This window comes from Brevibacterium epidermidis NBRC 14811, from assembly GCF_001570805.1.
Classification (GTDB): Bacteria; Actinomycetota; Actinomycetes; order Actinomycetales; family Brevibacteriaceae; genus Brevibacterium; species Brevibacterium epidermidis.
In genome coordinates, this window is sequence record NZ_BCSJ01000011.1 from 268,148 (window position 1) to 282,076 (window position 13,929).

General features: G+C 63.2%; 14 protein-coding genes. 8 read left to right on the forward strand and 6 right to left on the reverse strand.

Going from position 1 to position 13,929, the window contains the following annotated elements:
* Window positions 1–72: 72 nt before the first annotated feature.
* From BEP01S_RS08425 to ettA, 3 genes are all read left to right on the forward strand, one after another.
* Complete coding sequence (locus BEP01S_RS08425; protein WP_167348269.1) at window positions 73–759, forward strand: single-stranded DNA-binding protein; 687 nt, start codon at window positions 73–75, stop codon at window positions 757–759.
* Between the two features lie 101 nt (window positions 760–860).
* Window positions 861–1,574 carry a DUF6993 domain-containing protein gene (locus BEP01S_RS08430; RefSeq protein ID WP_039210708.1) on the forward strand — a complete coding sequence of 238 codons (714 nt, stop codon included), beginning with the start codon at window positions 861–863 and terminating at the stop codon, window positions 1,572–1,574.
* A 108-nt stretch (window positions 1,575–1,682) separates the two neighbouring features.
* A complete protein-coding gene (ettA, locus tag BEP01S_RS08435) occupies window positions 1,683–3,365 on the forward strand; it encodes an energy-dependent translational throttle protein EttA (protein ID WP_039210712.1) in 1,683 nt (560 codons plus the stop codon).
* A 178-nt stretch (window positions 3,366–3,543) separates the two neighbouring features.
* Here ettA and BEP01S_RS08440 read toward each other — a convergent pair whose 3' ends face one another.
* The gene (locus BEP01S_RS08440; protein ID WP_062242208.1) at window positions 3,544–3,789 is read right to left on the reverse strand and encodes a hypothetical protein; all 246 of its coding nucleotides are present in this window, start codon (window positions 3,787–3,789) and stop codon (window positions 3,544–3,546) included.
* Entirely contained in the window at window positions 3,786–4,694 is a 909-nt protein-coding gene (locus BEP01S_RS08445; RefSeq protein WP_062242210.1) for an acyl-CoA thioesterase, read from the reverse strand. Before BEP01S_RS08445 ends, BEP01S_RS08440 begins: the two co-directional genes overlap by 4 nt.
* Window positions 4,695–4,861: 167 nt before the next feature.
* On the opposite strand from BEP01S_RS08445, the gene BEP01S_RS08450 reads away from it, so the two are divergent.
* Window positions 4,862–5,332: an acyl-CoA thioesterase gene (locus tag BEP01S_RS08450; protein WP_244882168.1), complete on the forward strand. Its 471-nt coding sequence runs from the start codon at window positions 4,862–4,864 to the stop codon at window positions 5,330–5,332.
* Entirely contained in the window at window positions 5,329–6,000 is a 672-nt protein-coding gene (locus BEP01S_RS08455; protein ID WP_062242212.1) for a DUF8185 domain-containing protein, read from the forward strand. Before BEP01S_RS08450 ends, BEP01S_RS08455 begins: the two co-directional genes overlap by 4 nt.
* A gap of 48 nt (window positions 6,001–6,048) precedes the next feature.
* Here the strand turns inward: BEP01S_RS08455 and BEP01S_RS08460 are convergent, their stop codons facing one another.
* Genes BEP01S_RS08460 through pepN form a run of 3 tightly spaced genes read right to left on the reverse strand, consistent with a single transcriptional unit; the run spans window position 6,049 to window position 10,183 of the window.
* On the reverse strand, window positions 6,049–6,450 hold the full coding sequence (locus tag BEP01S_RS08460; RefSeq protein ID WP_039210718.1) for a globin: 402 nt from the start codon (window positions 6,448–6,450) through the stop codon (window positions 6,049–6,051).
* Window positions 6,434–7,525: a mechanosensitive ion channel family protein gene (locus tag BEP01S_RS08465; RefSeq protein WP_167348270.1), complete on the reverse strand. Its 1,092-nt coding sequence runs from the start codon at window positions 7,523–7,525 to the stop codon at window positions 6,434–6,436. Before BEP01S_RS08465 ends, BEP01S_RS08460 begins: the two co-directional genes overlap by 17 nt.
* A gap of 12 nt (window positions 7,526–7,537) precedes the next feature.
* Entirely contained in the window at window positions 7,538–10,183 is a 2,646-nt protein-coding gene (gene pepN, locus BEP01S_RS08470) for an aminopeptidase N (protein ID WP_062242214.1), read from the reverse strand.
* Between the two features lie 193 nt (window positions 10,184–10,376).
* Here pepN and BEP01S_RS08475 point away from each other — a divergent pair, with 193 nt between their 5' ends.
* From BEP01S_RS08475 to BEP01S_RS08485, 3 genes are all read left to right on the forward strand, one after another.
* The gene (locus tag BEP01S_RS08475) at window positions 10,377–10,982 is read left to right on the forward strand and encodes a mycothiol-dependent nitroreductase Rv2466c family protein (RefSeq protein ID WP_039210721.1); all 606 of its coding nucleotides are present in this window, start codon (window positions 10,377–10,379) and stop codon (window positions 10,980–10,982) included.
* A 64-nt stretch (window positions 10,983–11,046) separates the two neighbouring features.
* Window positions 11,047–11,520, forward strand: a complete 474-nt coding sequence (locus BEP01S_RS08480) for a ribose-5-phosphate isomerase (protein ID WP_039210723.1) — start codon at window positions 11,047–11,049, stop codon at window positions 11,518–11,520.
* Between the two features lie 13 nt (window positions 11,521–11,533).
* The gene (locus BEP01S_RS08485) at window positions 11,534–12,646 is read left to right on the forward strand and encodes an alcohol dehydrogenase catalytic domain-containing protein (protein ID WP_062242216.1); all 1,113 of its coding nucleotides are present in this window, start codon (window positions 11,534–11,536) and stop codon (window positions 12,644–12,646) included.
* A gap of 10 nt (window positions 12,647–12,656) precedes the next feature.
* On the opposite strand, the gene BEP01S_RS08490 is transcribed toward BEP01S_RS08485, so the two are convergent.
* Window positions 12,657–13,883 carry a hypothetical protein gene (locus BEP01S_RS08490; RefSeq protein WP_062242219.1) on the reverse strand — a complete coding sequence of 409 codons (1,227 nt, stop codon included), beginning with the start codon at window positions 13,881–13,883 and terminating at the stop codon, window positions 12,657–12,659.
* Between the last annotated feature and the right edge of the window lie 46 nt (window positions 13,884–13,929).

Consider the following 13,929-nt stretch of genomic DNA (forward strand, 5'->3'; position numbering starts at 1 on the left):
GATCGGGCTGACTGGAGCTCCATGCGGAAGCAGACGACCGTATGGTTCCACCACACCGATTTGGAGACACCGATGTCCGCAATCCCGATCACCGTCACCGGCACCATCGCCACAGAGCCGACAGCGCGCACGTTGCCATCCGGGCGAGCCTGCGCCTCGTTCAGGCTCGCCGTGAATCACTGGAGAGTCGATAAGAACACGGGCGAGTTCGTCTCGGACGGCACCTCGTGGTTCGGCGTCGACTGCTACGGCGACCTGGCCAGCAATTCCGCGATGTCGCTGAGCACCGGAGCCGCGGTGATCGTGTCGGGCAGTCTGCGAAACCGGGAATGGGCCACCGATGAGCGAAGCGGAATCTCGCCGACGGTGATCGCGGAGCATATCGGCCCCGATCTGAGATACGGAACCGCTCATTACAAACGAGCCAAGGCATCCGATCGCTCACAGTCGAATTCCGGACAGGCGAACACTGAGTCGTCCGGAACCAGTGATGCGGTCTGGGGGTCCTTGGGCCCCGCTGAAACGCCGACAGGAGTCGGCGGCGAGGACGAACCGGCTGACGCTGCTCGGCCCGCTGTGACCGGACCGGACAGCGCGATGCAGACAGGCCCGGATGACGATCGGACTGCCGAACCCGACGGCACCGTCGATCGCGACTTCACCGACGATTCCGGAGGCAGCGTCGGAACCGACAGCAACGCCGGCGACGCAGAGGATCCGATCGCTCGTGAGACCGCGAAAGCCGCGGCGCCGTTCTGATCGCGTGGATTCCTTGTTTCGGGGCCGTCTCACTACCGCACCCGACGCGTGTGATCCGCTAGAGTGAGACTGTCAATCGTCCCCTCTTGCCGAGGTTGTAGATGCGTCTCGTTCCTGTGCTGGGTGCTGCAGCACTGACTCTGGCATTGTCGGGCTGTTCACTTCTCGGCTTCGGTGCCGATGATTCTCAGCCCCAGCCGAAGCAGACCCAGGCGAAGCCCGTTGCCGAAGTCGACAAGGTGCTCAAAGCACTCAAGCCGCTGACCGGTGACAAGGAGTCGGTGCCGTCGACGAAGAAGTTCTTCTCAACGATGCTCGACGCCGGATACGAACCCGAGCAGCTCGAGGCGACGATCGACGAATCACCGCTGGGCAATGAGGTTCCCTCGAAGATGTTCGGGGTCAAGACCGACAAAGGCTGCGTCGTCGGAGAGATCCGGGCGGGGAAAGCCAGCGCGGACCTCGTTGAGCCCACGGAGTCGACAGGCTCGTGCCTGTTCGGCGATGTCGAGCGGCCCAAGGGCGTCAAAGCGCCCAAGGGTGAGAAGCGCGACGAAGACGGCGACTCGAACGGAGCCGGCCACCTGCCCGGCGAGGACATCAACGGCAAAGACGGTGAGACCGAGAGCCCCGCGCCGACTGAAGACGATTCCTCGACAAGCACCGGGGGAGCCGAAGGTACTGCAGGCTCCGAAGGTTCCGACAGCGCCGACAGTTCTGAAGGCACCGCCGGAACGTCCGGGGAGGGCGGATCCGAGGAGACCTCGAGTGAGGGCGACACCTCCGGCGAAGCCCCGTCACTCGGCGGCGGCTGATTCCTCTTCAGCGGAGTACGGGCCAGCTTGATGAAAACTCAACATCCCAGGCGGTTGTCGGGCGTCAAGTAGCGCTGGAGTGCGCCGAACCGATAGCCTGAGAGCACTATGGCCGAATTCATCTACACCATGCACAAGGCGCGCAAAGCGCACGGTGACAAAGTCATCCTCGACGATGTATCGATGTCGTTCTATCCCGGAGCGAAGATCGGTATGGTCGGCCCGAACGGCGCCGGCAAATCAACGATCCTGAAGATCATGGCGGGAATCGAGCAGCCTTCCAACGGCGAAGCTCGGCTCAGCCCCGGATACTCCGTGGGCATCCTCATGCAGGAACCGCCCCTGAACGAAGAGAAGACCGTCCTCGGCAACGTCGAAGAAGGCGTCGGCGAGATCAAGGCGAAGGTCGACCGGTTCAATGCCATCTCCGAGGAGATGGCGAACCCGGACGCCGACTTCGACGCCCTGATGGACGAAATGGGCAAGCTGCAAGAGGCCATCGACGCCGCTGATGCCTGGGACCTCGACTCCCAGCTCGAGCAGGCGATGGACGCGCTGCGCTGCCCGCCGCCGGACGCAGACGTCTCCGTGCTCTCCGGTGGTGAACGTCGCCGCGTGGCACTGTGCAAGCTTCTGCTCGAGAAGCCCGACCTGCTGCTCCTCGACGAGCCGACCAACCACCTCGACGCAGAATCGGTGCTGTGGCTCGAACAGCACCTGCAGAGCTACCCCGGCGCCGTCATCGCGATCACGCACGATAGGTACTTCCTCGACCACGTGGCCGAATGGATCGCCGAAGTTGACCGCGGCCACCTCTACCCCTATGAGGGCAACTACTCGACGTACCTCGAAAAGAAGCAGGAACGCCTCCAGGTCCAGGGCAAGAAGGACGCGAAGCTGTCCAAGCGGCTCAAGGACGAACTCGAATGGGTGCGTTCGAACCCGAAGGCGAAGCAGACGAAGTCGAAGGCTCGTCTGGCTCGCTATGAGGAGATGGCAGCCGAAGCCGAGAAGACGCAGAAGCTCGACTTCGAAGAGATTCAGATTCCCGCCGGCCCCCGCCTCGGTGATGTCGTCATCGAAGCAGACAAGATCGAAAAGGGCTTCGACGGGCGCAAACTCATCGACGGTCTGAGCTTCTCACTGCCGCGCAACGGCATCGTCGGCGTGATCGGACCCAACGGCGTCGGCAAGTCGACGCTGTTCAAGACCATCGTCGGCATGGAAGAGCTCGACGGAGGAAACCTCAAGGTCGGCGACACCGTGAAGATCTCCTATGTGGATCAGTCCCGCGGCGGAATCGATCCGGACAAGAACCTCTGGGAGGTCGTCTCCGACGGACTCGACTTCATCCAGGTCGGCAAGGTCGAGATGCCGTCTCGCGCCTATGTCTCGGCCTTCGGATTCAAGGGCCCGGACCAGCAGAAGAAGGCCGGCGTCCTCTCCGGCGGTGAGCGCAACCGTCTCAACCTCGCGCTCACGCTCAAGCAGGGCGGAAACCTCCTCCTGCTCGATGAGCCGACGAACGACCTCGATGTCGAGACCCTAGGCTCCCTAGAGAACGCTCTGCTCGAATTCCCCGGCTGTGCCGTGGTCGTCTCGCACGACCGTTGGTTCCTCGACCGCGTGGCCACGCACATCCTCGCGTGGGAAGGCACAGAGGAGAACCCGGCGAACTGGTACTGGTTCGAAGGCAACTTCGAAGCCTATGAGAAGAACAAGGTCGAACGACTCGGCGAAGACGCGGCCCGTCCGCACCGAGTCACACACCGCCGACTCACCCGCGACTGATCTCAGTCCCGCGTGAGCCGATCTGGCTCTGACTCTGAAATCCCAAACGTGATGCCCCGGTCATAGCGACCGGGGCATCACTGTGTTCGAACTGTTTCGAGGGTTCACGCGGTGGTTCCGCTGCAACCGGCCTCGCCTCGACGGGCAGGTTCGGCAGACTGCGTGATTGAGTGGGGAGTCAGCTCTCTGAGCGGTCGGACAATCCTACGAGGGCTGCTATCCCTCTGAACAGAAGTCGGACGAGGATCGTGCCGATGATTCCCGCGACGATGGCGAGCAGCACGCAGACGCCCAGATGCAGATCGGTGCGTCCCACGAAGGCGACGAGCGCGAGCAGGCCGATGACGAGGAACAGCGCCACGCTCACCAGCCGGCTGAGAATGTTGCCGATGATGTCCATCATCGTCGGGTCCTTACTCGTCACTGAACCTCCTTGACCCGGACCATGCCCTCTTGCGCCACAGTGGCCAGCAGGGTTCCGTCCTGAGCGAAGATGCGTCCATAGCCGAGCCCGCGTCCGCCCTGCGCTGCAGGAGATTCCTGCACATAGAGCATCCACTCGTCGACCCGCACCCGATGGTGCCACCACATGGCATGGTCGAGGCTGGCCACACGCAGACCCGGCGTCTGCCAGGTCAGTTCGTGGTGCCGCAGCACCGGCTCGAGCAGATTGAAGTCACTGGCATAGGCCAGTGCAGCGGCGTTGAGCACCGGATCGTCGCCGAACGGAGCGCTGGCCCGGAACCAGGAATGCTGTTCGGTGATGGAGGAATCGGAGACCCCGGAAGTGTGCAGCGACGGCTCGACAGGTCGGACTTCGAAAGGACGCTTCTTCAGCCAATCGCTGACGAGCGGAGAATCCTCGTCACCGATGTAATCGAGCAGCTCCGGGCAGTCCTCGGGGGCCGGCAGACCGGTCGGCATCTGCTCGGCATGGTTGAGACCAGGCTGTTCGTCCTGGAAGGAAGCGCTGAGCGACAGGATCGGGGCTCCCTTCTGATACGCGTGCACTCGGCGGGCAGAGAACGAACGTCCGTCGCGCAGCCGCTCGACTCCGAATTCGATGGGTTCGCTGACATCGCCGGCACGCAGGAAGTACCCGTGGAGCGAATGGATCAGACGGTCGCTGGGAAGCGTCGCCGCAGCAGCGATGACACACTGCGCGAGGACCTGTCCTCCGAAGACCCGACCGTCAGGCTTGTACTGGCTGTGCCCGATGAAGAAATCCGTCTCGCTCGAAGCCGCGGTGAACTCGAGCTTGCGGAGATCGAGGATCTCGTGCAGCCGTGCTACGTTCGCCTCCGCCTCGGTGGGTGCTTCGTCGGTCATGGGTTTCTCCCTCGGATGACTGTGCCAATGATGCGTACGAGTGACGATCCTATCGTGTGGGGCATCGGGGTGATGAAGGTGGCATGATGGGAAATATGCATTCAGGCGCCACCAACCCCCTTCTCGAAGAATTCACCCGAGTACTGCTGGAACTGAGATGGGGTGATATGGATGCGTACGGTCACGTCAACAACGTCACTCAGCTCAAACTGCTGGAAGAAGCGCGTGTCCGTGCTCTCGGCTCGCCTACTCACAGCTCGGATGCACCGACCACGCCTGGACAGCATGGAGTGTCCGACACCGTCAGTGGCGTGGAGATTCCGACGATCTTCGCCGACGCCTCGGCGACGACGGAGCTGCTCGTGGCCTCCCACGCGATCGAATACCGCGCCCCGATTCCCTATCGCACCGGACCCATCGCCGTCGATCTCGTCATCAGCGAGGTCAGGCCCGCCTCGGTGACGGTGGGATACGTCATCTGCGAACCGGACGGTTCGCGCACATATACGGTCGCCGAGACCGTTATCGTCTTCATCGACATTGCCAGCGGCCGACCACGTCGGCTCAGCGAAGCCGAGACCGAAGCAATGGAATCGGTGCTCGGCACGCCCGTCCCGCTGCGGAGGGCCCGCCGATGACTGACCTTCACATCAACGACCCGCTGGCGATGCGAGACCTCTCCGCGTTCACCTCTCTGGCACATAGGGCGGATTCCGACGGAGCGATGCGGCTGCAGGTGGCTTCTGACGTCCTCGCGGCTACCGTCGCTCCGCTGTTCCCACACGGACTCGGCGATTCGACACCGCTGGTGCTGGCCATGAGGATGCTGCGCCTGGACGACCATGACCTCGATGGATTCGACGAGGCGGTGCCGCTGTCGAATCTCCTCGACCGCTTCGCGCGCGTTGAGAACGGAACGACTCTGCCGGTGCCGCCGAACTCCGTGCTCGTGTCGTGGACGGGGATTGCGCCTCCACGCGGAGGCTGGGCCGAATACGACACGATCACGGTCGGACGACTCCATGAGACCGCGGAAGCAGGGATTGAGGAGATCAGCACCGGCGCGCCCGAGGGATCCGGAGGACACGCTGTCAAAGCGCTGCGCTCTCGGGTGTGGACACGTGAGATGACGGGCGAGCAGGGGACCGGGATGCCAGGGGGATTGGCGTTCGCCGCCACCGCTCTGCGCTTCGTCCCACCCGCTGGTCGCGATGACGACAAGCAGTTGCGGATTATGGAATCGGGAGGCTGGCTGCGCCTCGTCACCCCCGGCGGTCACCTGCTCACGCGTGGTCGTGGTCGGTGATCAACGTGGGCGGTGATCAGCGGGTCCTGTGGGCAACAGGATCCGTGATCAGCGAATATTCGAGTTCGTGTTGACCATCGCGGTCGCGGCCCGCTGGAAGTAGTCCCAGAACATCTCGTCGTACAGCGGCGGCAGACTCACATCGTCGAGAGCCGCACGCATGCAGCGCAGCCACCGATCCCGGGCATCGAAATCGATCGGATAATCGAAATGCCGCATCCGCAGCCGCGGATGGCCACGCTCCTCCTGATACGTCGACGGACCGCCGAAGTACTGTTCGAGGAACGTCTGCAGACGGTGCTTCGCTCCTTCCAGCTCATGGCCGTCCGGATACATCGCAATGAGCGGCGCATCCGCGTCGACATGCTGGTAGAACACGTCAACGAGGCGGGCGAAAGTGTCATGTCCGCCCACGGCGGCGAAGATGGAGCCGTCAGCTGTCTGTGTCATCACTGGATCCTTCACTGGGGGAGTCTTCCTGCACGGTGCTGCGGATCTCCTGGTCGCTGGGCAGCGGCGAGGGATTCTCGGAGTCGGTGGCGACTGCGGGAGCCACTGTCCCTTCCTTGGTCGGCAGCGTGCGCAGAACCGTCTCCTGAACCATACCGATCTGTCCGCCGCGCTTGGCCAACTGGGTCATGAGTTCGGCACGGAAGGCACGCTCGACCATCCACTGCAGGTTCGGTTTGGTCTTGACCATGGTGCGGATGACTCGGTGGGAGCCCGACAGCGACTGGACGCCGGCGATCTCCGGGTCCTCGAGCATCGCCTTCGACAGTTCCGGATCCTTCCGCAGAGACCGTGTGATCTCCTCGGTCATCTCGCGGTATTCGTCCATCGAAGTCCGGTAGTCGATGGGGATGTCGAGGACGGCGCGAGCCCAACCCTGGGACAGATTGCCCACACGCAGGATCTCACCGTTGCGCACGTGCCACAGGGTGCCGGTGAGGTCACGGATCTGGGTGCGGCGCAGGCCGACGTCCTCGACCTCTCCGACTGCCTCGCCGAGGTCGACGGTGTCACCGATTCCGTACTGGTCTTCGATGACGATGAAGAATCCCGACAGGTAGTCGCGGACGAGCTCCTGAGCACCGAAGGCGATGGCGACACCGGCGATACCTGCGGAAGCGAGGATCGGGGCGATGTTGAAGCTCAGAGCATCGAGGATCATGAGGACTGCGATGACACTGACGAGGATCGTCGTCACCGACGACAGCATCCGGCCCACGGTCTTCGCCCGCTGTGCTCGACGTTCCTTGATCGTCTGCTCGTCGATCCCGGTCCGTTGGGCCTCGAGCGCAGTGGCCGAGAATTTCGTGCGGCCGGCGCTTTCGGCCTTCTCGCTGCCGACGGTGCCCTTGGCAACAGCGGCGGTGAACCGTCGGATGAAGAGCCGGATGACGAGGTTGACGACGATGGCGCCGATGATGATGACGGTGATCTTCAGCGGAGCGCCGAGGAGGAAGGTCGTCCAATCGAATTCACTTGCGTTCTGAACAGTGTTGTCTATTGCATCGGAAGTCATGATCTCTCGAGATTAGCCGCGAAGGTTCAATGATCCCTTGGAAGCGCTGGACACACGCTGAACTTCCAGCGCGCGCTTCGCATCGGCGAGGTTCTCCCGCATCAGCCGCACCAGGCCCTTCGGTGCTGAAGGGTGATCGTCGAGCCACAGGGAAGTGGCGTCGACTGTGGCAGAACTCACCGGCGGGTAGAGCCGCAGAGTCATCGTCTGCGCCATCTCCAGCGTGCGCGTCTCCCACCAGCCGGCCACTCGGGCGAAGTACTCATCGGCGAAGGACCGCAGCGGTTCTTCGGCGGGAATGAGCTCCCCGGAGTCCTGCTGCAGGCCGGTTCCGAAGCCCAGCGCGAGTGCACCGAGTTCGGAGTTCGGCAGATCGGCATCGTCGACGATGCGAGTGAAGGTCTGGGATTTCGACGCCGAGGTGGGCCTGGAGGCACGTGCGGTCGCGGCGTGACGCACACCCGTGGCGCTGGGGTCCTTCCGACTCATCTCCGCCACGACCGAATCATCGACGGCATCGTTTGCGCACAGTCCGATGATGATCTCCCATGTCAGGTCGGTGTCCAGAGTGATCCCATAGACGCTTTCCGTCTCGGGCCGCAGCCATGACTTCAGCCGATCCAGCTGTTCGGGCGTGGTCGCATGACGGACGAAACCGCGTACGAATTGGAAGGCCTGATCCGTTCCTCCTTCGATCGTCTCGAACAGTTCGATGAAACGATCAGCCACCTCGGCGTGCTTGTCCTCCCGCTCCTGCAGAGGCAGGTAGGCAGCGACCGCAGTATCGAGCTGACGCATCTGCGTGAGCAGACCGGAGGAATGGGTGATGGCTCCCAGATGGGTGAGCACTGTGTTGATGTAGTCGTGGACGGGGCGTTCACCGTCACGGACCTCATCCCACAGGGTGGCCAGGACGAGCAGCTGAGTGAGCGAATCGTCGAAGTCGCTCAGTCGGTGCGCTGCTGTCTCCATGCTGCGTGAGTCGAAGCGGACCTTCGCATAGCTGAGGTCAGCGTCGTTGACGACGATGACGTCGGGCAGGGCGAGTCCCCGTGCCTCGGTGACCTCTGCGGCCTCGCCGTCGAGGTCGAGGGGGAACGAGTGGGTGCGCTCCAGACGACCCTGTTCATTGTCCGAGTAGAAGCCGATGGCCAGCCGGTGCGGTCGCAGCGACGGAGTGGGCTGCCCCGGAATTGACCAGGGCTTCTGAGTCACCTGCAGGTTCGAGATCGTCTGCTCGCCCTCTGTGGTGACGAGGGCTTCGAGGAGGTTGACTCCTGATTCCTCGAGCCACAGCTTCGACCAGCTCTCCAGATCCCGCCCCGAGGTGGCCTCGAGTTCACTGAGGAGATCAGAGAGTTCTGTGTTCGACCACGCATGTTTGTCGAAGTAGCTCTTGAGGCCGGAGAAGAATTCGTCGCGGCCGACCCAGGCGACGAGCTGTTTGAGCACCGAGGCGCCCTTCGCATAGGTGATCCCATCGAAGTTGACCTCGACATCGGCGAGGTCCTCGATCGGAGCGACGATCGGGTGCGTGCTCGGCAGCTGATCCTGGCGGTAGGCCCAGGACTTCTCGATCGTGGCGAACGTCGTCCACGCATCGGCGAACTCCGTCGCCTCGGCTGTTGCCAGGGTCGACATGAACTCGGCGAATGATTCGTTGAGCCACAGATCGTTCCACCAGCGCATGGTGACGAGATCGCCGAACCACATATGAGCCAGTTCGTGGAGGACCGTGACCGTCCGTCGTTCGACCAGAGCCTCGGTGGGCCGGGAGCGGAAGACGTAGTTCTCGAGGATCGTCACGGCTCCGGCGTTCTCCATCGCTCCCGCATTGAACTCGGGGACGAAGAGCTGGTCGTACTTCTCGAATGGGTAGGCGACCCCGAATTCTCGTTCGAAGAACTCGAAACCGGCCTTCGTGACCCGGAACAGCTTCTCCGCATCGAGGTACTCGAGCAGTGAGGCACGGCAGTACAGGCCCAGAGGCACGACCGATCCGTCAGAGGACGTCAGCTGCGAATGCACGGATTCATAGGGACCGGCGATGATCGCGGTGATATACGACGAGATCGGCGTGGTGGGAGCGAACTGCCATACCGCCATGCCTGCCTGTGGAGCCTCGCCGAGCTCGGCGAAGGTCTCCTTCGGATCGCTCGGAGTCGGAGTGGGGGAGTTCGAGACGACGGTCCACTTCTCCGGTGCGACGACGGTGAAGGAGTACGGAGACTTGATATCCGGCTGTTCGAAGACGGGGAAGACCCGGCGCGCGTCGGGGACCTCGAACTGGGAGTAGAGGTAGACCTCGTCATCGATCGGGTCGACGAAACGGTGCAGTCCCTCTCCGGTATTCATATAGGAGAAATGGGCGTCGACGATGAGCTCGTTCTCAGCGGCGAGGCCGGGAAGGGTGATGCGGGCCGGTGCGACCACCTCGGCGAGGTCGAGGTCTGTGCCGTTGAGACGGACGCGCTCGACGCTTGCGGTGATGGCGTCGATGAACGTCGTCGAATTCGGAGCTGCAGTGAAGCGGATTCGTGAACGGACGCGGAAACTCTCACCCACTCCCGTGAGGATCAGGGTGTGCTCGTAGCTCGAGACGTCCACGATGGCGGAACGTTCGCGTGCTTCGTCGCGGGTGAGATTGTGTTGCGGCACAGTGAGGTGACCTTCGCTTCGGGAACCGGGTGTACTCGGTCATTCTTTCATGGACAAGCGTTCCTGGCGCGATATCTGCACCACTGATCGGTATTCGGCCGCTGTACCCGCGATCGACCGGTATTGGTAGATTGAACACCGACACCTCGGGTGCCCGACAGGGTTCCCGCAAGCGGATGAAAGAGGAGAGACAGTGAGCAGAGAAACACTCGACCTGTGGTTCGACACGGCCTGCCCGTGGGCATGGATGACCTCGCGCTGGGGACTCGAAGTGGCCAAGGTCCGCGACGTCGACGTGAAGTTCCATCCGATGAGCCTGAACTTCCTCAACCGGGACAAGGACATTTCCGAGGACTACCGCGCACTGATGAACCGGGCCCTGGCCCCGATGCGCATCGTCACCGCCGCGATCGCCGAGCACGGTGAGGAGATCGCCGAACCGCTCTACACCGCGATCGGCACCCGCATCCACCCAGGTGGAGAGAAGGACTTCGACAAAGCTGTGACCGAGGCCCTCGCCGAGGTGGGACTGCCCGCCGATCTCAAGAAGTACGGCGAAACCGACGACTATGACGCACAGCTCCAGGCCTCTCATGACGAGGCTCTGAGTTTGGTCGGCGACGATGTCGGCACACCGATCTGCCGCGTCGCCGGAACCGCGTTCTTCGGCCCCGTCGTCACTCCCGCCCCGAAGGGCGAAGATGCTGGTCGTCTTTTCGATGGAGTTCTCGCAGTCGCCTCGACGCCGGGATTCTTCGAGCTCAAGCGCACCCGCGACCAGGGCCCGAACTTCGACTGAGACTCGACGGTCCGCGCAGTCAGCGGATCGACCGCCCCCCCACCACGCACCGAAAGGCAGACATATGAAGGTTCACCTCGGCACCGATCACGCCGGATTCGAATTCAAGGAGGTGCTCAAGGCCCACCTCGAGACGGGCGGGCACGAAGTCGTCGACCACGGCGCCCTTGAATTTGACGCACTCGATGACTACCCGGCATTCTGCATCGCCGCGGCACAGGCCGTCGTCGACGATCAGGCCGCCGGTCAAGAAGCGCTCGGAGTCGTGATCGGCGGATCGGGCAACGGCGAGCAGATGGCCGCGAATCTGGTCAAGGGCGCACGCACCGCTCTGGCGTGGAACCCGGAGATCTCGAAGCTGGCCCGCCAGCACAACAACGCGCAGATCGTCGCTGTCGGTGCCCGCCAGCACCCTGAAGCCGAAGCGATCGCCATCGTCGACGCATTCCTGGCCGAGCCGTTCTCCGGCGATGAGCGCCACGAACGACGCATCAAGATCATGGCCGACTACGAGGAGCAGGGCCAGCAGGCTCTGTGAAAGGGAGAACACTGTGAAGATCCACGGCGCCGTGCTGCGAGAGATGGAACGGCCCCGGCCCTTCGCCGATTCGCAGCCGATTTCGATCGAGACACTCGAACTCGATGAACCGGGCCCGGGTGAGGTGCTCATCCGGATGACGGCCGCAGGGGTCTGCCACTCGGATCTCTCCGTCGTCGACGGAAACCGTCCCCGCCCTCTGCCGATGCTGCTCGGTCACGAAGGTGCGGGAGTCGTCGAGAAACTCGGTGACGGTGTCGATGACCTCGAGGTCGGCCAACAGGTCGTCACAGTGTTCCTGCCCCGCTGCGGGGAATGCGCGAACTGCCGCACCGACGGCAAACTGCCCTGCACCCCGGGCAGTGCGACGAACGGTGCCGGAACCCTGCCGTTCGACGGTCACAAGGTGCGTCTCCACGACGACACCGGCGCCGAGGTGCTCCACCACCTCGGCGCGTCCGTGTTCGCCACTCATGCGGTTCTCAACCGCGCATCCGTCGTTCCCGTCGACGACGATGTTCCCGCCTCCATCGCTGCTGTGCTCGGCTGTGCCGTGCTCACCGGCGGGGGAGCGGTCCTCAACGCCGGACGTCCGGGGCCCGACGACGAAGTGATGATCGTCGGACTCGGCGGGGTCGGAATGGCCGCACTCATCACCGCGCTGTCCATTGAGACCGCCGGAGTCATCGGCGTCGACGCGAACCCGGACAAGCTCGTACGTGCGAAGGAACTCGGCGCTGTCGAGGTCTTTACGCCAGAGCAGCTGGGGGAGAGGAAAGCACCGATCGTCATCGAGTGTGTGGGGCATCCTCGGGCCTTCGAGACCGCGTTCACGGCCACCGCCGTCGGCGGGACGACAGTGACGGTGGGACTGCCCGCACCGGATGCGCAGTCGAACATCACCCCGGTGACCCTGACCGCCGAGGCCCGGACCGTCATCGGCTCGTACCTCGGGTCGGCGGTGCCAAGTCGGGATATCCCCGTCTACGCGCAGCTGTGGAGGGAGGGCAAGCTGCCCGTCGAGGAGCTCATCTCCGACGCGATCACACTGAGCGAGCTCAACGAGGCATTCGACTCGCTCTCCGACGGAACGGTCGTCCGGCAGGTCATCGACTTCGAGGCGTAAGCTCTGACCCCTATTTCCGAGGCAGCGCGACGACGCCGCCGTCGGGACTGGCGTAGACGACGAGGTCGCTGGACAGAGTGCCTTTAGGCGCGATCTGGTGCCGGCCGTCATCGCTTTCGGCATTGTCGAATTCGGAGATGACCTCGCCGTCTTTGAGCATCAGCACCGGATTCTTCACGAAGTCCTCGATCTGCGCGTCCCCGTGGCCCGTGTAGTCGTTGGCGATGACGGTGCCGTCGTCGAACACCGCTTTCCCCTGGGCTGTGGGTCCGCCCTTCGCGCTCAGGCAGGTGGCTTCGGTTCCCTCCCACAGGGCGTTCCCGGCGGCGATGAACTTCCCATTGGGGCTGATCTGAGTGGTGTGGACATCGCTGATGTTGTCGGGGTTGCAGTCTTCGATGATGCCGAGGCGTTTGCCCTTGCTGAAGTCGATCATCTCGGCTGCGCTCTCGCCGGTTCCTCCGGACTGCACCACGGCGGTATCGGCATCGACGATGAATCGCGGTGCGAGCTGTGCGACTCGGTCCGGGGAGGCACCGGCCAGGTCCTTATAAGTCGTGGCTTCGCCGGTACGTGCCCCAGTCGGATGCCACGTGATCTTTTCGCCGAACTCCTCATTGAGCGTGAGCACTGACTCTCCAGTCGCGTACAAGAGGTGCGCGAACTTATCGATCGAGCCGTCCGAGTTCACGACGAAGACGTTCTCATCGTCGTCTCCGGATTGGAACGGCAGTCCCCACTGGCGGTCGATCGTTCCTGGCACGAAGATCTCCCAATCGTCGGGGATATCGACCTCTTGAAGGTTCTTGCCAGTTTCCGCATCGAGGAGGAAGGTGTGGTCGGGTGAGACACTTTCCCCGGTTATCAGGCCCAACAGGCCGCCGGACATCTGCCGCACATCGATGAACGACTGGTCATCACCCACCTGCTCGGCCAGGTTCAGTTCCCACGCGACTGAGCCATCGGGATTGCGGGATTCGATCTGAGTTCCACCCCACCGGACCACGCGGTCGTCGTAGATCTCAGCGCTGGCTCCGTCGTCGACGGACAAGGCTTCTGCTTGCCACGCAGGTGTGCCGAATCCATCGGCCGGGTACTTCACATCGGCCTTGCCGGCGCCCTCGTCTTCCTGCGAGGCAGAGCTGGACTCCTCTGTGCCTCCTCCGGAGCACCCTGCTGCCACCAATCCGATGGCCGTAGCCACAGCCGCAATCTGTCCCCGTCTCCACCGTGTCATCTCTGAGTTCCTTCACTCCGTCTGAACAAACGGCACCATGCTACAA

Bases quoted from the DNA above. Each gene is read 5' to 3' on its own strand.
- BEP01S_RS08480 (WP_039210723.1), top strand. From the start codon at position 11,047: ATGAAGGTTCACCTCGGCACCGATCACGCCGGATTCGAATTCAAGGAG.
- ettA (WP_039210712.1), top strand. From the start codon at position 1,683: ATGGCCGAATTCATCTACACCATGCACAAGGCGCGCAAAGCGCACGGT.
- BEP01S_RS08430 (WP_039210708.1), top strand. From the start codon at position 861: ATGCGTCTCGTTCCTGTGCTGGGTGCTGCAGCACTGACTCTGGCATTG.
- BEP01S_RS08455 (WP_062242212.1), top strand. From the start codon at position 5,329: ATGACTGACCTTCACATCAACGACCCGCTGGCGATGCGAGACCTCTCC.
- BEP01S_RS08425 (WP_167348269.1), top strand. From the start codon at position 73: ATGTCCGCAATCCCGATCACCGTCACCGGCACCATCGCCACAGAGCCG.
- BEP01S_RS08490 (WP_062242219.1), bottom strand. From the start codon at position 13,883: ATGACACGGTGGAGACGGGGACAGATTGCGGCTGTGGCTACGGCCATC.
- BEP01S_RS08465 (WP_167348270.1), bottom strand. From the start codon at position 7,525: ATGACTTCCGATGCAATAGACAACACTGTTCAGAACGCAAGTGAATTC.
- BEP01S_RS08445 (WP_062242210.1), bottom strand. From the start codon at position 4,694: ATGACCGACGAAGCACCCACCGAGGCGGAGGCGAACGTAGCACGGCTG.
- BEP01S_RS08460 (WP_039210718.1), bottom strand. From the start codon at position 6,450: ATGACACAGACAGCTGACGGCTCCATCTTCGCCGCCGTGGGCGGACAT.
- BEP01S_RS08450 (WP_244882168.1), top strand. From the start codon at position 4,862: ATGGATGCGTACGGTCACGTCAACAACGTCACTCAGCTCAAACTGCTG.